The organism is Paraclostridium sp. AKS73 (assembly GCF_025671395.1).
In the GTDB taxonomy this organism is placed as follows: domain Bacteria; phylum Bacillota; class Clostridia; order Peptostreptococcales; family Peptostreptococcaceae; genus Paraclostridium; species Paraclostridium benzoelyticum.
Genome location: NZ_JAIXHU010000024.1, coordinates 1 through 21484 on the forward strand (window position 1 = coordinate 1; position 21484 = coordinate 21484).

28 protein-coding genes, 2 pseudogenes and 1 other annotated feature are annotated in these 21484 nt (G+C 26.7%); of the genes and pseudogenes, 26 read left to right on the plus strand and 4 right to left on the minus strand.

Annotated elements, in window-relative coordinates:
- Positions 1-129: 129 nt before the first annotated feature.
- The gene (locus LEQ07_RS12830; protein WP_025163037.1) at positions 130-378 is read right to left on the minus strand and encodes a DUF1659 domain-containing protein; all 249 of its coding nucleotides are present in this window, start codon (positions 376-378) and stop codon (positions 130-132) included.
- A gap of 176 nt (positions 379-554) precedes the next feature.
- Here LEQ07_RS12830 and LEQ07_RS12835 point away from each other — a divergent pair, with 176 nt between their 5' ends.
- The 18 genes and pseudogenes from LEQ07_RS12835 to LEQ07_RS12920 all read left to right on the plus strand — a co-directional run bounded on the left by LEQ07_RS12835 (position 555) and on the right by LEQ07_RS12920 (position 12793).
- Positions 555-854 carry a hypothetical protein gene (locus LEQ07_RS12835; protein ID WP_263330941.1) on the plus strand — a complete coding sequence of 100 codons (300 nt, stop codon included), beginning with the start codon at positions 555-557 and terminating at the stop codon, positions 852-854.
- 230 nt (positions 855-1084) lie between these two features.
- Complete coding sequence (locus LEQ07_RS12840) at positions 1085-1732, plus strand: hypothetical protein (RefSeq protein WP_263330942.1); 648 nt, start codon at positions 1085-1087, stop codon at positions 1730-1732.
- A 61-nt stretch (positions 1733-1793) separates the two neighbouring features.
- Positions 1794-2210, plus strand: a complete 417-nt coding sequence (locus LEQ07_RS12845; protein WP_234249272.1) for a hypothetical protein — start codon at positions 1794-1796, stop codon at positions 2208-2210.
- A gap of 138 nt (positions 2211-2348) precedes the next feature.
- A complete protein-coding gene (locus LEQ07_RS12850) occupies positions 2349-2852 on the plus strand; it encodes a GNAT family N-acetyltransferase (RefSeq protein ID WP_263330943.1) in 504 nt (167 codons plus the stop codon).
- A gap of 512 nt (positions 2853-3364) precedes the next feature.
- Positions 3365-3987 (plus strand): annotated as a pseudogene (catA, locus tag LEQ07_RS12855) (type A chloramphenicol O-acetyltransferase).
- Positions 3988-4217: 230 nt separating this feature from the next.
- Complete coding sequence (locus LEQ07_RS12860) at positions 4218-4532, plus strand: DUF6442 family protein (RefSeq protein WP_150887169.1); 315 nt, start codon at positions 4218-4220, stop codon at positions 4530-4532.
- A 6-nt stretch (positions 4533-4538) separates the two neighbouring features.
- On the plus strand, positions 4539-4748 hold the full coding sequence (locus tag LEQ07_RS12865) for a helix-turn-helix transcriptional regulator (protein ID WP_150887168.1): 210 nt from the start codon (positions 4539-4541) through the stop codon (positions 4746-4748).
- A gap of 204 nt (positions 4749-4952) precedes the next feature.
- Positions 4953-5210 (plus strand): NUDIX hydrolase, encoded by a 258-nt coding sequence (locus LEQ07_RS12870; protein ID WP_332843177.1) that lies wholly within the window; start codon positions 4953-4955, stop codon positions 5208-5210.
- Positions 5211-5503: 293 nt separating this feature from the next.
- Positions 5504-5749, plus strand: coding sequence for a hypothetical protein (locus LEQ07_RS12875; protein WP_263330944.1), 246 nt, complete (start codon positions 5504-5506; stop codon positions 5747-5749).
- 665 nt (positions 5750-6414) lie between these two features.
- A complete protein-coding gene (locus LEQ07_RS12880) occupies positions 6415-6612 on the plus strand; it encodes a hypothetical protein (RefSeq protein WP_263330945.1) in 198 nt (65 codons plus the stop codon).
- Entirely contained in the window at positions 6600-6899 is a 300-nt protein-coding gene (locus LEQ07_RS12885; protein WP_263331006.1) for a GNAT family N-acetyltransferase, read from the plus strand. Before LEQ07_RS12880 ends, LEQ07_RS12885 begins: the two co-directional genes overlap by 13 nt.
- A gap of 722 nt (positions 6900-7621) precedes the next feature.
- Positions 7622-8758, plus strand: a complete 1137-nt coding sequence (locus LEQ07_RS12890; RefSeq protein ID WP_263330946.1) for a replication initiation protein — start codon at positions 7622-7624, stop codon at positions 8756-8758.
- 810 nt (positions 8759-9568) lie between these two features.
- Positions 9569-9936 (plus strand): annotated as a pseudogene (locus LEQ07_RS21615) (replication initiation protein); the annotation flags it as partial.
- A complete protein-coding gene (locus LEQ07_RS12900) occupies positions 9919-10665 on the plus strand; it encodes a replication initiation protein (protein ID WP_332843183.1) in 747 nt (248 codons plus the stop codon). The pseudogene LEQ07_RS21615 and the gene LEQ07_RS12900, both read left to right, overlap by 18 nt.
- A gap of 353 nt (positions 10666-11018) precedes the next feature.
- Positions 11019-11195, plus strand: a complete 177-nt coding sequence (locus tag LEQ07_RS12905) for a hypothetical protein (protein ID WP_263330948.1) — start codon at positions 11019-11021, stop codon at positions 11193-11195.
- Between the two features lie 74 nt (positions 11196-11269).
- Complete coding sequence (locus tag LEQ07_RS12910) at positions 11270-11821, plus strand: Fic family protein (protein ID WP_263330949.1); 552 nt, start codon at positions 11270-11272, stop codon at positions 11819-11821.
- Positions 11822-11897: 76 nt separating this feature from the next.
- Complete coding sequence (locus LEQ07_RS12915) at positions 11898-12089, plus strand: hypothetical protein (protein ID WP_025162423.1); 192 nt, start codon at positions 11898-11900, stop codon at positions 12087-12089.
- Positions 12090-12445: 356 nt separating this feature from the next.
- Positions 12446-12793, plus strand: coding sequence for a four-helix bundle copper-binding protein (locus LEQ07_RS12920; RefSeq protein WP_263330952.1), 348 nt, complete (start codon positions 12446-12448; stop codon positions 12791-12793).
- Between the two features lie 85 nt (positions 12794-12878).
- Here the strand turns inward: LEQ07_RS12920 and LEQ07_RS12925 are convergent, their stop codons facing one another.
- On the minus strand, positions 12879-13121 hold the full coding sequence (locus tag LEQ07_RS12925) for a hypothetical protein (RefSeq protein WP_046822968.1): 243 nt from the start codon (positions 13119-13121) through the stop codon (positions 12879-12881).
- 184 nt (positions 13122-13305) lie between these two features.
- On the opposite strand from LEQ07_RS12925, the gene LEQ07_RS12930 reads away from it, so the two are divergent.
- Genes LEQ07_RS12930 through LEQ07_RS12940 form a run of 3 tightly spaced genes read left to right on the plus strand, consistent with a single transcriptional unit; the run spans position 13306 to position 15694 of the window.
- Complete coding sequence (locus LEQ07_RS12930; RefSeq protein ID WP_263330953.1) at positions 13306-13473, plus strand: FMN-binding protein; 168 nt, start codon at positions 13306-13308, stop codon at positions 13471-13473.
- Between the two features lie 44 nt (positions 13474-13517).
- Positions 13518-15023, plus strand: a complete 1506-nt coding sequence (locus tag LEQ07_RS12935) for a flavocytochrome c (RefSeq protein ID WP_263330954.1) — start codon at positions 13518-13520, stop codon at positions 15021-15023.
- A gap of 32 nt (positions 15024-15055) precedes the next feature.
- A complete protein-coding gene (locus LEQ07_RS12940) occupies positions 15056-15694 on the plus strand; it encodes a nitroreductase family protein (protein WP_263330956.1) in 639 nt (212 codons plus the stop codon).
- A gap of 36 nt (positions 15695-15730) precedes the next feature.
- Here the strand turns inward: LEQ07_RS12940 and LEQ07_RS12945 are convergent, their stop codons facing one another.
- Complete coding sequence (locus tag LEQ07_RS12945; protein WP_263330958.1) at positions 15731-16180, minus strand: MarR family winged helix-turn-helix transcriptional regulator; 450 nt, start codon at positions 16178-16180, stop codon at positions 15731-15733.
- Between the two features lie 720 nt (positions 16181-16900).
- Positions 16901-17116, plus strand: a binding site (T-box leader).
- A gap of 111 nt (positions 17117-17227) precedes the next feature.
- Between LEQ07_RS12945 and LEQ07_RS12950 the strand changes: the two genes are divergently transcribed.
- Entirely contained in the window at positions 17228-18418 is a 1191-nt protein-coding gene (locus LEQ07_RS12950; protein WP_263331008.1) for an argininosuccinate synthase, read from the plus strand.
- A 137-nt stretch (positions 18419-18555) separates the two neighbouring features.
- Positions 18556-19872: an argininosuccinate lyase gene (gene argH / locus LEQ07_RS12955; RefSeq protein ID WP_263330959.1), complete on the plus strand. Its 1317-nt coding sequence runs from the start codon at positions 18556-18558 to the stop codon at positions 19870-19872.
- A gap of 103 nt (positions 19873-19975) precedes the next feature.
- Here the strand turns inward: argH and LEQ07_RS12960 are convergent, their stop codons facing one another.
- Entirely contained in the window at positions 19976-20320 is a 345-nt protein-coding gene (locus LEQ07_RS12960; RefSeq protein ID WP_263330960.1) for a hypothetical protein, read from the minus strand.
- Positions 20321-20506: 186 nt separating this feature from the next.
- Between LEQ07_RS12960 and LEQ07_RS12965 the strand changes: the two genes are divergently transcribed.
- The 3 genes from LEQ07_RS12965 to LEQ07_RS12975 are packed head-to-tail and all read left to right on the plus strand — an operon-like array spanning position 20507 to position 21464.
- Complete coding sequence (locus LEQ07_RS12965) at positions 20507-20746, plus strand: ATP-binding cassette domain-containing protein (protein WP_263330961.1); 240 nt, start codon at positions 20507-20509, stop codon at positions 20744-20746.
- Positions 20743-21309, plus strand: a complete 567-nt coding sequence (locus LEQ07_RS12970; RefSeq protein ID WP_263331009.1) for an ATP-binding cassette domain-containing protein — start codon at positions 20743-20745, stop codon at positions 21307-21309. Before LEQ07_RS12965 ends, LEQ07_RS12970 begins: the two co-directional genes overlap by 4 nt.
- Positions 21303-21464 (plus strand): hypothetical protein, encoded by a 162-nt coding sequence (locus tag LEQ07_RS12975; RefSeq protein ID WP_263330962.1) that lies wholly within the window; start codon positions 21303-21305, stop codon positions 21462-21464. The genes LEQ07_RS12970 and LEQ07_RS12975 overlap by 7 nt, the downstream gene beginning before the upstream one ends.
- Positions 21465-21484 lie beyond the last annotated feature (20 nt).

Here is a 21484-nt window from a genome sequence, read left to right on the forward strand (position 1 = left end):
TCTGATACAAATAAGCTTACTTTTCTTCCAAGAGTTGTAGAGAAAACCATTAATAATCTAGTTTCTATATTTCTCATTTTTTAATCCCCTTTCTTATTTTTTAGCAACGGATAAAATCCGAAGCACATTTTAATTTTCTGGTGTTAATTCTGTGTTGTCTATTTTTACTACAGATAGTACGTCATGCTTTTGTAGACCATTTAATATCTCAGCTACATTGTAAACATCAACAACTTTTGCATCGTGTTTAATGTTTGAAAAACTTCTAGTTTTAACTATTGTTCTTCCATTTTCACCTAAACCACAATCATATTTGATTCTTAAAGCTGACATTTGAGCAACTTCTGAAGCGTTTGGAGCTAATTTCATATCTGGCATTTTCATTCCTCCTTTTAAAATTAATTTAACTTAAGTGTAATTTAGACAAATGATTAAGTCCCAAAAGATATTTGAGAATTATATAGGTAAAAAATTTTTCTGAAAAAAGTTTTTGAGTGCATTTATGTTTTATAATTTATAATCATAAATAAAACAATGAATTAAGGAGACATCTAATGAGTAAATATACTGACCAACAAATAGAGGATACTTTAAAAATTATAAAATCTACAATTATTAACTGTGAAAAAATACAACCTAAATTCAAAGAAGGTTCGCCACAACTATCTCTTTCTAGAAATCGTATAAAAGCTTTATCTATTTCACAGTCTTTAATTACAAATCAAAATAATGATTATACACAAGATGAACTTTTAAAAGCAGTAATTCAAATAACATCTATTATCAATAAAAGCAAAAAAGCTATGCTTAATTCAAAAGAAGGAACAGGAACATATACTCGTCTAAAAAAATAATTGATGCAATGACAATTTCATTGTCATATATTCAAGATGCGATCAAATAGAGGTAGTTAATAAAAATGGAGAGATAAATAAGTGCATATAATTTGGGTTCACATATTTATAAAAATAAGCATCTTAGCTTATATCTTTTTAATTTACAAGTTTTTACATAATGATAAATAGAAATTTTAAAGTGGATTTAATTGAAAATATATAACAAACACTAAATAGGAGGGTACCTAATGAATATTATAAAAATAGATGGACTCCCAGGATGCTATCCTGAGCAAATAGAAGGAACAACAGAGTGGTATTTTTGTAAAGAGGGTGAAGATACATCTTGTGATTTATATGATGCTGAAGAAACAATTAAATCGGGTAAAACTTTTTCAGGCATGAATTGCCATTTGATTCATTTTCCAGATGGTACTGTTCATAGTCCATTTGAATCTAGTGAAAACGTATATATAGAACGTCCAGTTTGGGATAATGGTAATCTATTCTTTCTGAGTATTGATTTCTGTAAACAGATAATCCATATAACCTGTTATTTTCCTGATGAACAAAGACTTGAGACTATTGAAGAATTACAATTAAATGTAGTTGAGAATTGCTATAATCTTATGTTAAAAACATCTCCTCTAATGCTTTGTAGAGATTCAAATAATGGTATATACGAAATTGTATGGCCAGAGAATAAAAAAATAGAAATAGGTCAAACAGAGGGACTACTATTTCGTAATGGTGAAGATTTATACTTTTCTGAGTGGTATGAGGATCCTGATTATCATGAAAACGTAATAATACGAGACTTGAATACAGGAAAGATAAAGGATAAATTTGAGGGATATTTATGCAAATTGCCAAACGGAGTTTATTGGAAGATTTAAAATTTATACAGAATAATTTAAAGATGCATATACATTAAAAATATGTTTTAGGGAGGTTTTTATGAAAGAGATAGAACGTAAAAATATTATAGATTTACCATACAGTTTACATGATGCAAAAGTTAATAAAATTGAAATAACATCAGACAAAGTAATTCTTTATTTTAATGAAGGTTATTATAAAATAGATAATGATTGTAATCTAACAAAGGGTTTTATAGAGTTTAATAATGTTGATTTAGATTATTGTTCTGTATGTATATTTAATTTAGAAGGTAATTTGGGTAAGTTCTCAGGAGAGAAATTTAGTTTACAAGATTTTGTAGAAAAGTTTAATACTATAAATTTCGAGATTATTGATGAGACTTATGGATATAACCAATCAAAATTTTTTGGATACATATATGAAGGAGACATAACTAAAGAATTTATTATTGAAATATATCATTTTAGTAACATGAAATATGTCACAAAATAATAGGTTTAATTTTTAAAGTAATGATTTAAATCTATTTAAACTAGCTAAAGAAAAGGGATTTGAAAGTGCTTATGTAATTAATAATTATCGTAGTTAATTTTTAATTACATAAGTCTACATAGTTAGGGGGGATTTGTTTTGGATATATTAATTAGAAATATGATTGAATCGGATTCGTTAGAGTTTTATAAAGCTTTTAAATCTCAGGGGTGGAACAAGCCTGTTTCATTATTTGATCAGTACTATAGTGAACAACAATCTGGAAAACGTAAAGTTTTTGTTGCTGCTTGTAATAATCAAGTATTAGGGTATGCAACCCTTGTTCAAAATGCTGAAAATGGTCCCTTTGCAAATAAAAATACTCCAATCATTTATGATTTCAATGTACTTGAAAAATATCAACGTAACGGAGTTGGAACAGCTATACTTGAGTATATGGAAAATAAAGTTAAAGAATATTCTAATGAAATATGCTTAGGTGTTGGACTCCATTATGGATATGGTTCTGCTCAAAGATTGTACGCAAAGAGAGGGTATATTCCTGATGGAAGTGGTGTTTGGTACAATGATAAAGTTTTAGAACAATATTGTGATTGTAAAAATGATGATGATCTAAACCTGTATCTATCTAAGAAGTTATAATAAATAAGCTATATTAGCTATCTTCGTAATTAATAAATGTTGTCGTACAAACTTTGATAAATTCACTTCATGATGGCTTCAAGGGATGGTAAATTCCTTTGAATTGTGCATCAAAAAAATATAATGAATGTTGTGTATAATATAATCAAGTTGGCAATTGTTACATACTATTAGGGAATATAGGAGGAATACGAATGAATAAAAAGGGGAAATTGTTTCTTATAACTACAATATTAATTTGCGTAGCCTCTATCCAAATCAGTTTAAATGGTTTGCACGATAATAAATTGACAAGTAGTTCATGGTTCACTTTATTAGGGGGGTTATTTATATCTATTGTTATTTTCCAATAAATAAAAAAGATGAAAACAGTTACTATGCAATGGGTAATCTAGTAATAATTGTAACAATAGTAGTTTGTTATATGATTCCTCAATTGATTAGGTACATATAATTAATTTATTACCAACTAAGTATATAAAATTATATAAATTAGAAAGGAAAAGTTATTAATGAGCTTTAAAATCATAAATAAAGAAACTTGGGATAGAAAAGAGTATTTTGAACATTACTTTTCTGACGTTCCCTGCACATACAGCATGACTGTTAAATTAGATATTACAAAAATTAAAAATTCAAATAAGAAAATATATCCAACAATGTTATATTTCATTACAAAAGTAGTTAATAATCATAGTGAATTTAGAACTGCTTTTAATATGGATGGAGAGTTAGGTGTTTTTGATGAAATGATTCCTTGTTATACAGTATTTAATCAAGATACCGAAACCTTTACTAATATTTGGACAGAGTACTCTGATGATTATGATGCCTTTTGTAAGTCATATGAAAAGATATAGAACTCTTCAGTTCAGTAAAAGGCATGATTGCAAAACCGAATATACCTACAAATAATTTTCCAGTGTCAATGATTCCATGGACAACATTTGAGGGATTCAACTTAAATTTACAAAAAGGATATAATTATTTATTGCCTATTTTTACAATGGGCAAGTATTCTGAAGTAAATGGACAATATCTGATGCCGTTAGCAATACAGGTTCATCATGCAGTATGCGATGGTTTCCATGTATGCCGTTTTGTAAATGAATTACAAAAGTTAATAGAAGAATAAGTTAAATTTAATATGTTTTAAAATATTGAATTTACATAACAAACAGTACATGAAATTAAAATTATATTTTCATGTACTGTTTGTTTATAAATAAGTTTAATTAAAATACTTTTTATTACAAAACTTTTACATACTCTTATATAAAAACCATTGACAATAAAACTTGGCATTAAGTATAATTTAATTACCAAGTAAACTTGGCATAAAATAAAGTCAAAAGAGGGGATATAGTGAATAATAAAGAAGAAATATTAAAAAGAAGCCGTAACTCAAAACGAGATGAGGGCATGGAGTTTGTTGAGAATAAAGGTCGCACAATAGGTTTTAGGGCTCTTTGTGTTATATTTATTTTCATAGTATTATTTAATTTATTTATGGGTAAAAGAAGTGATGAAGTATCTGCATTATTTTGGGCTTACTTAGCATTTGAATCTATCCCTAAGTACAAATTCACACATGAAAAAGCATATCTTGTAACAACAATATTTGGTATAATTGCTTCTCTTGCATCATTATTGAATTTTATTTTAACATCATTGAGGTAGAAAAATATGAATGAAGAACTAGTATTAAAAAATAATTTAAAACAAGAACGTGCTAATAAAAAATTATCTCAAAGTCAACTTGCAGAAATGGTGGGAGTTTCCCGCAATACTATTAGCTCTATTGAAACTGGGCAATTCAATCCTACTGCAAAACTAGCATTGATTCTTTGCATAGCACTTGATAAAAAGTTTGAGGAATTGTTTTATTTTGAGTAAATCTATAGATAAGTGATATAAAAAGCTGTACATGAAATTAAAATTACATGTACAGCTTTTTAATTTAAATTAAGTTAAATTAATCAAAGAAAAGGAGTTTGAAAATACATATATAATTTAAATATAAATGCCTATAAAGGATTCTTTTGGACATTCCTTAAAACATATTTAGGTACAATTGTATCTATTCTGAGAGGTGAACATATGGAAATCTGGGATTTATATGATAAAGACAGAATTAAAACTGGTGAAACAATGGTAAGGGGTAACCAATTTAAAGAAAACACTTATCATCTAGTAGTTCATGTATGCATTTTTAATTTAGAAGGCAAAATGCTAATTCAACAAAGGCAGCCATTTAAAGATGGATGGCCAAACATGTGGGACATTACTGTTGGAGGTAGTGCTGTATCAGGGGATACAAGCCAATTGGCAGCAGAGCGTGAAGTTTATGAGAACTAGCAAAAACTCACATACTAGATAAGTTAAATTCTATATATAGATATATAATTTTGATCTAATAATTATTCAGTTAAACATGTTTAGGAAAAGAAATTTAAGTCAATTATTTAATAAAACTAGAAAAGATCTTAGAGATTTTTAAATTAAATAAATTGAGATTATAAGAAAGTTTATGAATTAAAGTTAATTTTTTAGGTATTAATATTAAAAAAGGGTGATTATATGGTAGTTAAAAATATAAGAATAGATTTAATCTATAAAACATTAACAATATTGTGATGGTGCATGATAGTTTGGTAAATATACTGGATGTCGATAGCAGGCTTTTATATGCCCTTATTTCAAATTTTGAAGATGGTATTGATACAAAATACATATATGAGCTTATGGAGCCTAAAGGATGGACAAGAGAGGTTTTAGATAATAATATAAATTTACTTTTAGATTTAAATTTTATAGAAGATGTCGGAGAAAATATAGATCTAAATAAAATCAAAACAGAATTTGAAAGTTTTAAAAAACAATTATTTAGGATTTGATATTAGACACATAAAAATATGTGTCTTTTTTTATGCTTATGAAAATTACTCTTACTAAAAAATAATCAATTTGATTTTTTTTAATTTAAATGTATTATTATAACCTAAATAAAATTTTAGATTTTTAACAAATAGTAATAAAAAGAGCTCTTTAATCTATTTTTAGATTATGGAGCTCTTTTTATATGCACTATGTTAATTAGCTAATTAACAAACTCTTTATTAAAATTGAATTTTTATTGATTTTCACGTACTAATTTAACTTTAAACATTGTTACATAGCTAGTTAAAAAAATATTTATCTATATAAAAATTAATTATTTTAAAACTCTAATTAAATATGTTTTTCTATAGTTCTTTCAATACAAAATTTATTGTTGATTTGCAACTTCTAACTCACTACTTACTAATGCAGCCCCTACAGCTAATATAAATGGAGCTATGATTAAACTTCCTAATAATATTGTCATGTGTAACTCCTCCTCTTGATCTGTTTTATTTGATAAATTCATTATACCTGGTTCATCTTAAAATAGCCTGACACTAAGCTTAAACATTTCTTACATTTTTGAGAGGTGCTATTAAGTTTTAAAATTCATATCCAATATGGATTTTTCCTAATTGGTAGTATACAATTTATTGAAAATTACATTAGGGGGATTTCTATGAATTTAAATCCAGTTAAGTTTAATGAAGAATTAGCTAAAGAAATAACTACATGGAAATACGAAGGGGATTGTAGTATATACAATTTGCCTTCATGGGATGAGGTTATTAAAAAACAAATATCATTATGTAAAAAGAGAAAAGAGAAAATTTCATTGGATATGCAGACAGTAATAATAATCTTATTGGATTTGTAAATTTACTAGATGAGGGAAAATCTGTATTCTTTGGTATAGGTGTTAAACCAGAATATTGTGGGATTGGAATAGGCAAACAAATAGTTAATATGGCTTTAGATGAATGTAAAAGAAGATATCCTAGTAAACCAATTGTATTAGAAGTTCGAAGTTGGAATAAAAGGGCTATTAGATGCTATGAATCTCAAGGTTTTAAAGTGATTGATATAAAAGATCAAGAAACTTATTTGGGCACCGGTGAATTTTTCATTATGGAGTATATAAAAAATAAGATGGAATACTTATGAAGAAACGCCCTTAAAATCCATTTATTTGGATTCTAAGGGCATTTTATCTAAAATACATAATCTAGTTAGCTTATACAAAATAATCGCCTTTTAAACGTAATTTTTAATTATTTTGTATATATCTACTTTTTAATCGTATTTTTTGCTGAAACAACAAACGTATAAATAACAGTAAAAATTATCACTATAATTGCAGCTGTAAAAGTCCATTGTATTTGAAATGTAATACATACTTGTTAATAATGGACCCTTTTGTTTAAATGCAAATAATGAGTAAATAAAAAATATAACTGCCATAATTAAACATATAATTCCTTCTATCATATCTATCCCCCCCTTTATTATTCTAATTTATTTTGAAAAGAGTTTTAATGCTTATTTTACTTTATGAAAAAATAGAAAAGAAAAATGACCTTTACTAGTCTTTACTAGTATTTAAGAAAGTATTTAATAGTATTTATAGTATTTAGACATATATGTAAGTATTGGGATTGCTTAAGTTGAGGACTCTAAATATGACAAATGGGAAGCGAACTATGACATTTGGGAAGTTTAATATGACAAATAGGAAGTTCAACTATGACATTTGGGAAACTTAGTATGACAAATGGGAAGTTAATTATGACATTTAGGAAGTCTAACTATGACATTTTTAAAATAATTGTCATAGTTAAGTGATTATAGTATTATTTATAATATAATCAAAATATAAGAGGTGGAAAATGGATAAAGAAGAGTTAAGGAGTCATTTTGGAACGGATGAAGATATAAAAGTGTTAATGAAACACAATTCTTTGGTTAAAGCTAAGTACAACTTAACATTGGTTCAAAATAGAGTGTTTGAACTTTTATTATATAAATTTCAAAAGGAAAAAGATGGTATTTTAAGTTGTGAAATTCATAGGAATGAACTTAGAAATTTAATAGGCAAAGAGAAAGATAAAACTATAAAAGGAGTAAGTGATTTATTGGAATCACTTAGATTAAAGGAAATCTTAATTGCTGAAAAGATAAAAGATAAGGATAAATATAAATGGCATAGATTCGGGCTTATAAATGGTTCAACTTATGATGAAGATAGAGATACTTTTATAGTAAAGGCTACAGAAGAAATATATACTTTAATCCAAAATTATTATGACAAAAGGGAAGGACACACACCGATTAATTTAATTGTTAAACTTGGAATGAATAATTACTATGCTCAAAGGTTATATGATTTACTAAGGGTTTGGAGTGGAACTAAACAAGTTATAAACTATGAAGTATCGGAGTTAAAAGATCTTCTTCAAATAGATGAGAAATATAATTTATATGGAGATTTTAAGAGAAGGGTTATACTTCCAGCAATAAAGGAACTTAATAAAACTGGATATTTTGAAATAGAGATAAAAGAAAACAAAGTAGGTAGAAAAGTTGAATCTATTGATTTCTACGTTAAAGATTTAGACAAGAGGAAATATTTTAATAAAGATGAAATTATAAAAGAAATTCCTAGTATAGTACTTGAAGACGTTGCTCTTACTTCTAGTGATGATGAGTGTGTCACTACAGAAGATAGTCTTTTAAAAGAAAAAACTAAAAAACTTGAGCACTTTGTTCCTGATGAAACTATATTTACTAAGGGGACTTTAAGAAGTTTTAAGAAAGATTTTAAAGATATTGATTTTAAGAATGAATATATGGAAAGAGCTTTCGATGATGCAGTTATGATAACTCTTGATAGAGATGATGTTGAGACTATTAAAGCAACTTCATACAAGTTTTTCAAAGGAACTTTGGATAATAAGATTGTTGAATATAAGCTAGAAGAAAAAGAGGATCTAGATCACAAAAAAGAAATGGATACATTTTGGTAGAGGAATTAAATAATTATATAAATATGAAAAGGCAGAGAAATCTGTCTTTTTGTTTAATGCCCCAAATTTATGAGTGTATGTTTACGACATATATGAATTGAATTTTAAAAGCGACAAATTAGGGATTTACTTTATTAAAATAGTACAAATATAAAATATAACTTGAACTTATGTTAAGTAACGCAACAAAAATTCCTAAATTTTAATTAAATAACGAGGTATTTATATTTTTTTTAAAGCGACAAATTAGGGATCTATTTATTAATAAGACAAGTGGGAAGTTTAAAAATGAAACTGTAATAACCATTTGGTTAATTTGTAAAGCTATTATGATTTATTATCAAATAAGTTTAGTAGGAAAAAATTAATACATTCCATTCGTATTTTTAAAAGCGACAAATCAGGGATTTATTTTTAATAGGACAGATTAGAACAGAAAAAAGACCTTTACTAGTCTTTACTTAGTATTTATAAAAGTATTTAATAGTATTTAATAGTATTTAGACATAGCTCAACACATTGAAAACACTAAGGATAAGAAGTTTAAAAGCGACAAATTAGGGATTTATTACGACGTATTAGGGATTTAAAGCGACAAATCAGGGACATAACTACGACTTATTAGGGAGTAAAGACGACAAATCAGGGATTTATTACGACTTATTAGGGAGTATAAAAACGACAAAATTAAAATCGTTGACGTAGTAAAAACCATTTGTTACTCTATAACTAGAATTAGTTTAAAGGGGGATAGTAAACGTGAATCTGATAGAAGAATTAGAAAGTAATCGTATATTGATGAAAAACAATATGCTGGTGAAAGCTAGGTATAGCTTAAGTTTAATTGAAAACAGAGTATTTTTATCTATGTTGTATAAACTTCAAAAAAAATCAGATGGAGTGTTAACTTGCTCAATTAGTCACTCTGAATTTAAAGACATAATTAAATTCAAGCAAAAAACACAGTTAAAGGGGTTTTAGAAGTATTAGAAGATCTAAGAAAGAAACCTATATACTTCAAGGAAGAAAAGAAAAATAAAAAAGGTAATTTATGGGGAGCATATGGATTTATAAATGGATATGAGTATGACGACGAATTAGGGATATTCAATATTGAAGCATCAGAGAAAATACATAACTTATTAAAAGAATACTTAAAAATGGGATATACACCTGTTAATGTGCAGATTTGGCTATCTCTAAATAATTCTTATGCTCAACGATTTTATGATTTATTAAGACTTTGGAGTGGGACAAAAGATACTATAAACTATAAATTGGATGAAATTAAAGAACTATTAATGCTAGAGGATAAATATAGTAAATACAATGATTTTAAGAGAAGAGTAATACTTCCAGCGATAAAAGAGCTTAATGAGACTGGATATTTTGAAATAGAGATAAAAGAAAATAAAGTAGGACGAAAAGTTGATTCTATTGATTTTTACATTAAAGATTTAGACAAGCGTAAGTACTTTACAAAGGATGAAATTATAAAAGAAATTCCGGGTATAGAGCTAGAAGAAGTTGCGATTACTTATGATGAAAATGATTGTGAAAATAAAGAAGAAATCATCATAAATGACAAGGTAATTATTGAGCCAGAAATTATATCTGATACAAAAGAGAATAAGATGGAAATCTTTATTCCCGATGAAAGTATATTTACTAAAGGCACTTTAAGAAGAGTTAAAATGGACTTTAAAGATATTGATTTTAAGAATAAATATATGGAAAAGGCGTTTGAAGATGCAGTTATGATAACTCTTGATAAAGATGATGTTGAAACTATTAAAGCAACTTCATATAAGTTTTTTAAAGGAACTTTAGACAATAAGATTGTTGAATATAAATTAGAAGAAAAAGAAGATATAGATCACAAAAGAGAGATGGATATGTTTTGGTAGAAAAATTACTACAATATAGATATTTCAAGTATTAAGATACAAATGATAAAACAAATTTAATATATATTTGTAAAACAAATGTTAAATGAAATTGAATAACAAATTGTTTTACAAATTAAAGTTGAATTTCATTTATAATTTATTTAACAATTTCACATTTAAAGAAACTATAATTTCATAGTAAATGATTTGATATTTTTAGAATTCTTAAATAAACTTAAGTTTGGCATATTTAAATTTATTTACAATCATCGAAGGTATGGCTAGACTTAAAATTAAATCTTATTATATAAGCTATATACAGGATAATGGAAATAATAAATAATTAACCTAGTGAAAGTAGGTATTAAAATATGTACACAAAACCATCATATACAAAGCTGACAGAAGATAGAATTGATAAATTTGAAAAGAAAAATAACTGGGAAGTTGCGATAGGATTAAACGAAGTAGATAATTTAAAACCTTCGAAATATCTTATTCAACTAATGGAAGATTCAATAGAAGGTAAAAAACATATAAAGAAGTAGAAAATGCTCTGTACTCTTACTACAAATAACTTGATCCTAATGATGAAGCAATTATTCAGACTGAAGAATGTGATTTGGTATCTGTTAGAATACTTCAATTATTAGAAAATGGAAGTTTTAAATTTAGTCCAATAACATTAAAAGGTATTCATAGAGCTTTATTTAAAGATTTATTTAAAGGTGAACTAGAAAAGTCTGTTGGAGAGTTTAGAGATTATAATATAAGTAAAAAAGAGCTGATACTTGGTGGAGATAGCGTAATGTATGGAGACTACAATGATTTAATGGATATACTAGCTTATGACTTTAAAGAGGAAAGTAAAAAAAGTGCTAATGTATCAGTGAGTAGATTAGCAAGGTTTATATCTTCAATATGGCAAGTACACCCGTTTTGTGAAGGGAATACAATAACAACAGCAGTGTTTATTATAAAGTACCTGAGAAGTTTAGGATATAACTTAAATAATGATTTATTTAAAAAGAATTCATTATATTTTAGAAATGCTTTAGTGTTATCTAATTATTCAGATGTAAACAGAAATATTAGACCAGATTTTAAGTACTTGGAGTCATTCTTTGAAAAGTTATTAATAGATACTAAGATAGAATTAGAGCAAATGAAATAAATTTAAACTGAATATAGTAAAGGGAAAATACTATAAATAATTATTAATAAGAAGAATTATATTTGGAGGGGAAATTATGAATTGTTTAAGGTGCAATAGTGAAATGAAGTTTTTAAAGGAGTATAGATTTGAGTCTAGGGAAAATGATAGGGGATTATTTAAAACTTTGTTTGATGTTGAAGAGCATTTAATATTTAATATACATGTGTGCCCTGAATGTAAGCACACAGAATTTATATACAAAGGTAGCGTTGAAAGATTTGATTAGGATTCGAAGTAATTTTTTTATCAAAATTATTTTTATTTATAAATAGTATTTAATATAAGGCATAGTTATACAATATAGTAATTTAAATTGATTAAGTAGAAATTGTATAACGAATTATTTATCAATTTTAAAAACAAATACAAAAAGGAATTGTATAACAAATTGTTATGCAATTCCTTTTTGTATTTTAAACTAGTTAAATAACAATGAGAAGTTACATTTTAATGCTTATTTTTAGGATTTATTCATAGAATATGTTCGATAAATTATAATTTATATAGGGAAAAGTTATGTATTAAAATTAGACAATCGCAAATAATATCTGTGGAAATAATAAAATATTAGGAGGCTTACCAATGGGTATAGTAACAAATAAAACAGATAAACATCAATCATGTATAGATTCATGTCAAAAATGCGCTCAAGCTTGTTATGAATGTTTTAACGAATGTTTAAATGAATCAAATCTTAATGAAAGAAAAAACTGTGTTAGTACATTAGTTGAATGTGCTATGATGTGTCAAATATCAGTATCTATGATGTCAATGAGTGGTCAATTTGCTAAAGAACATTGTGAGTTATGTGCTAAGATTTGTGAAAAATGTGAGAAAGAATGTAATATGTTTAAAGATGATCATTGCCAAAAATGCGCAGATATGTGTAGAAAATGTGCAGACGAATGTAGAAAAATGGCTAATATGTAATTGGTAAAAAATCCATTCTGATATTGCAGAATGGATTTTTTTGTGTATTTTGCAAATATTATTAAATAAATAGTTTAATATATAGTTATTTGCGGTTTATAGCATATATAGCTATTTCTTCTTTAGTTAGTTGAAGAACTATTTCCGGTATTATTTGAATAGGTATCATAACTTCAAACCCATACTCTGAATATTGAATAGTATCTATCAAATCTATATTCTCTATAACTTGTCTTATTTCTCGTAACTTAATTCCACCTATTTCAAAATAAACAGATACTTTGGTATCACTATAATCTAAAGGTGTACCTTTAATATTCTCATTCATATGTATTCTCCTTTTTGATATTATAAAAAGTAATATTATTATTAATTCTAATATATTATCTATGATAATTATACTCTAAAAACTTTTTTAAAAATATTTTTGAAAAAAGTTTGACATAAAACTAAATACGATATAAAATTAGTTTGACATAAAACTAATATCACGCTGTATTTAGGAGGATAAAATGAATTATATAGACGGAATTTATTCAGGCATTGGTAGAGGATATGCAGGAGATATAAAGCTTAACGTTATAATAGCAGACTCTAAAATAAAAGATATAGAGGTTATAGATCATAACGAAACGAAAGTAATATCTGATCCAGCATTTGAACATGTTATAAAAACATAATAGAAAAAAATACTATATTAGTTCCAAATGTATCAGGGTGTTCTATGACAAGCAGAGGAATAAGAGATTCCGTTAAGGATGCATTAATTAAAGCTGGAGCTAATAAAGAAGAATTAGAGGCTTTAACACTAGATGCAGAACTATTAGAAAAAATAATTAGTGGAAAAACTAGAAGATTAAAAGATATAGAAGAATATGACGTTGTAATTGTAGGCGGAGGTGGCGCAGGACTTAGTGCAGCTATTGAAGCAAGATCAAATGGAGCTCATGTTGTATTATTGGAAAAGATGAATAACTTAGGTGGAAATACGTTGGTATCAATGGGCGGAGTTAATATTCCACAAAATGATGAGCAAAAACAAAAGAATATAATTGACTCAAAAGAGAGTTATCGTGAAGATATATTAGTTGGAGGAGACAACAAATCTAATATAGATCAAGTTGATATATTAGTTGAAAATGCTTTAACAACATATAGATGGCTGAAAGATTTTGTAAATGTAGAATTTAAAGAAGATAAACTTATACATTTCGGTGGGCATAAAGTACCTAGGGCTTCTGTATTTAAAGGAAAATATGCTATAGAACTTATACAAAAATTAAGAGAAAAGGCTCAAGATTTAGGAGTAGATATAATAACTGGTGTTGAGTGTAAAAACTTAATTTGTGAAGATGATAGAATTACTGGAGTAAATAGTTTATTTAATAATAGAGAAATAGTATTTAAGGCAAGATACGGTGTTGTATTAGCAACAGGTGGATTTAGTGGAAATGTTGAAATGAGAAAAAAATATGACCCTAGTTTAGATGAAAGATACAAAACTACTAACGTTAGTGGAGTAACAGGACAAGGTCATGAGATGTGTGAGGAAGTTGATGCTAAGTTTATAGATATGAACTACATTCAAACATTCCCTATAAGTAATCCTATAACAGGAGAGTTATCTCATGTAGGAGGAGCTAGGTTTGATGGTGCAATACTTGTAAATAAAGAAGGTAATAGATTTGTTGAAGAATTAGAAAGAAGAGATGTTGTATCTGAAGGCATACTTAATCAAACTTCAAATAGAGCATATTTAATATGGTCTAAAGAAGTAGAATCTATAAATGAAGGTGTATCTGCAAATAGTGGTGAAGTTAAGAGGTTAGAAAAAGACAACCTATTTGGGAAATTTGAAACTATAGAAGATGCTTGTGATTTCTTTAGTATAAATTATACTAACCTAAAAGAAACAATAAATAAATACAACTCATATGTAGATAATAAAAAAGATGACGATTTTAATAGAAGAGGGCAACTAATATCAATTAAAGAAGGCCCATACTATGTACAGATAGTAGCACCAGCAGTCCATCACACAATGGGTGGTGTTAAAATAAATGATAAAAATCAAGTACTAAGAAATGATGAAAGTGTTATAAAAGGGCTATATGCAGCAGGTGAAATAGTTGGAGGGACTCATGGAACTAATAGACTTGGTGGAAATGCTATAACAGAAATATTAGTATTTGGAAAAAGATGTGGAAAAAGTATAGTAAATAATAAGTAATTTAAATTTATAAAAACTAAAGGAGACACAATATGAATGTTTTAGAAGCAATATATGCTCGTAAAAGTGTAAGAAAATATACAGATGATATAGTACCTAAGGAAGATATACTAAAAATGTTAGAAGCAGCAACACAAGCTCCTTCTCCAAAACACCAACAAAATTGGAACTTTGTAGTACTTACTAATCGTGATTTAATAAATAAAATGGCTGATATAGTAACAGAAAGTCATGAGAAGTTAGGTGAAATTGCAAAAACTGAAAAAGATAGAGATAAGCATATGAGTGTAATAAAATATTATACATGCTTTAGAAATGCTCCAGTAGTTGTAATGGTTTATGGTTCAGAGTATAAAATGATAGAGTATAAAATATTAAAAGAAAATAATGCACCACAAGAAGTTTTAGATATGTTAGTATCTCCACAATCGGCGGCACAAGGAATAGGTGCTGCAGTTGAAAACTTCTTATTAGCAGCAACAGATATGGGATATGCAACTTGCTATATGACAGGGCCAACACATGCTAAGGCTCAGATAGAAGAGTTAATAGGATTTGATAAACCTGGATTTGAGTTAATGTCTATGATATCTTTAGGTGTACCTAAAGAACATACAGCTCCAAAACCACCTCGTAAACCTCTTGAAGAAGTAGTGACATTTATAGATTAAATAAAAAAGAGCCTCAGTTTATAATGAGGCTCTTCTTTATTTATATTTTTCATTTTCAACTTTAAAATTAGAACTAAGTTTTCTAAGAAGTCTTAGAAATTCTTTTTTTTCTTCATCTGTAAAGTCTTTATAAGCCGTTTCTTTAACTTGAGATGATATAAAGTTAAATTTACCTTCAATATCTCTAGCTTTTTCAGTTAAACTTATATAAGTAACTCGTCTATCTGCAGTAGATTGTTCTTTTTTTAGATAACCTAAATTTATAAGCTTATTTACTAATGAAGTTACTGTGGACTTATCTTTACCAATTTTTTTAGCTATTTCTTTCATAGTAAGTTTTTTATCACTTTCATAAAGTGCAGTCAATATATTACCATGTGTAGGTATCAAGTCATTTAAGTTATTTTCTTTTAATTTATTTTCAATAAATTTTATCATATTAGCTTTAGTTCTACTAATGAAATAAACAATGTATTTATCGTTCATTATATCCTCCAATACTAGCGAAGTTAATATATTTATCTATATATCATAACATATTTTAAGATTAATATATAACTATAAAAATATATGTTTTGTAGGATAATATTGGATTAAAGAATTATAAAATATAGATAAAGTATGTATATAAACTTATGGAGACTAAGAGGATTTTGATTGAACTTAATAAACTATAAATAGATGAATTATCATCTGTTTTATGTTAAAAATAGGATAACTGTAAAATATAAATACAGTTATATTTTTTAGCTAAAATTAGTTTAAATAAGTTTTTTAAAGTAGAATTATATAATAAATGTATTTAAATTATAAGGCAATAATATATAGATGATAAAGTAGAATTTATTATGGATTTTATAGTAATTTCAATTATTTAATTATAAATTGTACAACAAATTTAATATGTAATTTAATAACAAATTAAAAATGAAATGCAATAACAAATTGTAAAACAAATATTAAATTAATTTGTTTACAATTTGTTATTGCATTTTTACAAATAAAAAGAGTTCTTTTTTATGAGAAATATACCCAAATATAACTATTCAAAAAAACGATTAGTAAATTAATAAAATATACAATAAATATTATTAAGACTAATTTAATATTGCTTTTAATATATCTAAAATATAGATAAGATTTACTGTGAAAAATATGTTGACATGGATTTAAATCTATGCTAGCATTAATCTCAAAATAAATACCTAAAATTCAGTGAAGAAGAGAGTAGTTTAAATGTATTTTATAGAGAGCCAAGGATGGTGGGAGCTTGGTAAAGAAGTTTAAATGAAGAGAGCTTTGGAGAAGGCTATTTGAACATTTTATTGATTAGTAAAGTAGTTGGTTTAATCTGCCTTAAAGATATGAGATAATAAGTTTACTTATTAATTAGAGTGGTACCGCGATAATTTCGCCTCTTAGTATTTTACTAAGAGGCTTTTTTAATATCCGAAATTATCAGAAGATATAGATTATTTAGGCCTATTAAAATATACCTTCTTAAATTATATTAGGAGGAAGTTTAAAATGAAAATTAAAGAAAAAGTTATACTAGCGTATTCTGGAGGATTAGATACATCAATAATAATACCTTGGTTAAAAGAAAATTACGATATCGATGTAATAGCAGTATGTGCAAATGTAGGGCAAGAAGAAAATATGGATGAAATTTATGAAAAAGCTTTAAAAAGTGGTGCAAGTAAAGCTTATATAGAAGATTTAAGTGAAGAATTTGTAACACAAGCAATATTTAAAGCTATAAAGGCTGAGGCAAAATATGAAAATAAATATTTACTTGGAACATCTTTAGCTCGACCTATAATTGCTAAAAGATTAGTAGAAATAGCTCATAAAGAAAATGCAAAATATATATGCCATGGTTGCACAGGAAAAGGAAATGATCAAGTAAGATTTGAAGCCTCAATATCAGCCATTGATCCAAGTATAGAAGTTATAGCTCCATGGAGATTATGGGATATAAAATCTAGAGAAGATGCAATAGACTATGCTAATGAAAATAATATAGAAGTTTCAGCAACCAAAGAAAAAATTTACTCTGTAGATGCAAATCTATTCCATATATCAACAGAAGGTGGAGATATAGAAAATTTAAAGAATGAGCATAAAGAAGATTTAGTATATAAAAAGTGTAAGCCAATTGAAAAGGCATCTGATATAGCAGAATATGTGGAGATTTATTTCGAAAAGGGGGAACCAAAGAAAGTAAATAATGAGCAACTTTCTCCTGTAGAAATAATAAAAACATTAAATGATATAGGGGCAAAGCATGGTGTAGGAGTTATAGACATATTAGAAAATAGATTAGTAGGAATGAAATCAAGAGGAATATATGAAACTCCAGGGGGGACTATACTATATGAGGCTCATAACATATTAGAAAGTGCTACGCTAGATAAAGACACAATACATTATAAGCAAGTAATAGCTCACAAGTATTCAGAACTTATATATAACGGAATGTGGTTTAGTAAATTAAAAGAATCAATAGATGCTTTTATAGAAGAAACTCAAGAAAATATAACAGGAACTGTAAATATAAAGCTATACAAAGGTAATATAAAACCTGCTGGTATATTTACGGAAAATGCATTATATGATGAATCTATATCTTCATTTGGAGATAGTGAATTATATGATCATAAAGATGCAGGTGGGTTTATAAATTTATTTACACTTCCTTTAAAAATAAAAGCATTAAAATAAAATAAGCATAGATAAAATTATATATTAACTGTTTAAAACATAATTCATAAAATTCGGGTTTATTAAACAAATATAAATTCTATGAAAAAGAGAGTAGATATAAAAACAAATATTAGATACATTACGAGGTGAAGTTTATGAAACTATGGGGTGGGCGTTTTAGAAAAGAAGAAAATAAGCTTATGGAAGAGTTTAACAAATCATTTGATTACGATAAAGTATTGTATCAAAAGGATATAGAAGGAAGTATTGCTCATGTATATATGCAAGTTAAGTGCAATCTTTTAACAGAAGAAGAAGGCATAGCTATAACTGATGGGTTGGTAAAAATCCATCAAGATATATATAATAAAAAACTACTATTAGAAGGTAGCTATGAGGATATACACAGTTTTATAGAAATAAACTTAATACAAAGAATCGGTGAAGTAGGAAAAAAACTACACACAGCTCGTAGCAGAAATGATCAAGTAGCAACAGATATGAGACTATTTGCTAAAGAAAGTACTATAGAAATAATAGATTTAATAAAAAACTTTAAGAAAACTTTAAAAGAAGTTGCTTACAAAAATTGTGTAATCATGCCAGGATATACTCATTTACAAAGAGCCCAAGTTGTAACATTTAAACATCATTTAATGGCTTATTATAGCATGTTTGATAGAGATGAAAAAAGACTTACTAACGCTTTAGAAATATTAGATGAATGTCCTTTAGGATGTGGAGCATTAGCAGGAACTACTCATAATATTGATAGAGAAACTACTAAGGAAAAATTAGGATTCAGTAGAGTTGTAGAAAACTATATGGATGGTGTAAGTGATAGAGATTATCTACTTGAGCTTATGAGTGATTTTTCTATAATAATGATGCATTTAAGTAGATTAAGTGAAGAACTTATATTATGGAGTAGTCAAGAATTTAAATTTATAGAAATTGATGATTTATATACAACAGGTAGCAGTATAATGCCACAAAAGAAAAATCCTGATGGTGCTGAGTTAATAAGAGGAAAAACGGGCCGTGTTTATGGAAGTTTATTTGGATTATTTACGGTTATGAAAGGTTTACCACTTGCTTATAACAAGGATATGCAAGAAGATAAAGAAGGCTTCTTTGATAGTATAAACACTGTACAAATGTGTATTTCTATTATGGAAAGAATGATTGCTACTTTAAAAGTAAATGAAGAAAACATGAAAAAAGCTGTTAAGCATGGATTTTTAAATGCTACTGAAGTTGCAGATTACTTAGTTAAAGAAGGAGTTGCGTTTAGGGATGCTCATGGAATTGTGGGAAGTATAGTTATTTATTGTGAGGACAACAACAAGGCTATTGAAGATTTAGAAATAGATGAACTTTTAAAGTTTAGTGATGTATTTAAAAAAGATATTTATGATTTTATAGATTATGAAAATATATTAAATAAAGGATCTAAAAATAATTTATTATAGATAAACTCTCTATTTAATTACATATTTCAAAAAAATATAAAGCATTAGTAAGGCTATAATACACTATAGCATTATTAATGCTTTAAGTTATTTCAGAAGAAATTTAAGCGTTGTTTTTTAACAGCTCTTTTAATTTTACGATATCATTATCACTAGCTTTATCCTCAAACTTTAGTCTTCTAGAATTTTGCACATCTGTTTCCTTAGAGTCTAACATAGCTAATAAAATAGTATCAGGATCTGGAATTACTATATTATTAACTTTGAATTCCTGCTCTTTTTCAGTAAGTTTTTCTCCTTTAATTTCTTTTTCAGTTATAGTTTTGCTTAAAATTATTTGCTCAATCGCTTTTAATATAGGATCCTTATCTTCTTTTTTTGATGAATTATAAAAAGTGTTGTTTGGTGAAGTTAAAAAATTATTATTTCTGATTAGATTTGTAATCATGATTGCCTATCCTCCTAAGTCTTATTATAAATATATTCGTAAAAAATTAGGAAAACTTTAGGAAACCTACTGATTTTTATGTAAATTAAAAAAAGTAAGGTTTATTTAAGCTTGGGTTTATTTTTAGTTAAGAATGAATGTATAAAATAGAGTTAAATAAAGCACGGATAAAGAAAAGGAGAGAATATGATAAAGTTAAAAAATATTAATAAATATTATGGCAAATTTCATGTCACTAAAAACTTAAGTTTAAGTGTAAATAGTGGTGAAATCTATGGGCTTGTAGGAAAAAATGGAGCAGGTAAGACAACAATTTTTAAAGTTATATTAGGATTATCAGAATTTAGTAGTGGAGAATTATCAATAAAAGGTAGTAAAGATAAAAATGAATTGCTTGCAAATAGGAAAAAAATAGGGTTTTCATAGGGAAAAACTTCTTTGATTATTTAGATGCTAGAGAGAACCTAAACTATTATAGACAATTAAAAGGAATCAAGGATAAAGGAGAAATTGATAGAGTATTAAAAATAGTAAACTTACATGAAACAAAAGCAAAATATAAAAACTTTTCTATGGGAATGAAGCAAAGATTAGGAATAGCAAATGCGATACTGGGTAGCCCAGAAATACTAATATTAGACGAACCTACAAATGGACTAGACCCACAGGGAATAGCGGACATTAGAAACTTAATAAAGAAATTAAATGAAGAGTACAAAATGACAATAATAGTATCTTCTCATATTCTTGGAGAATTAGAACATACTGCAAATAGATTTGGTATTGTTCACGAAGGAAAAATACTTAAAGAAATAGATAAAAACAATTTGGAAAGTGAAGCAGATACTATAGAGATTAAAGTAAGTGATATTGAGAAAACAAAGAAAATTTTAAAGGAAAATAAAATAGAAATTTTACAAGAAAAATCATCTACAAAGACGTTAGAAGATTACTACTTTGAATTAGTAGAGGGGGCGAAGAAATGTTAAATTATTTAATAGCAGATTTAAACAGAATAAGTCGTAAAAAATCTTTAATATACACGGTAGCAACTTTTTTAGGGCTATTCCTTACAATGGTATTTATAATATATACTCCAAATTTAGATGGAGGAGGATATATTTCAAAAACAGATTTATTTTAGGATTCTATCATTTAGTAGTA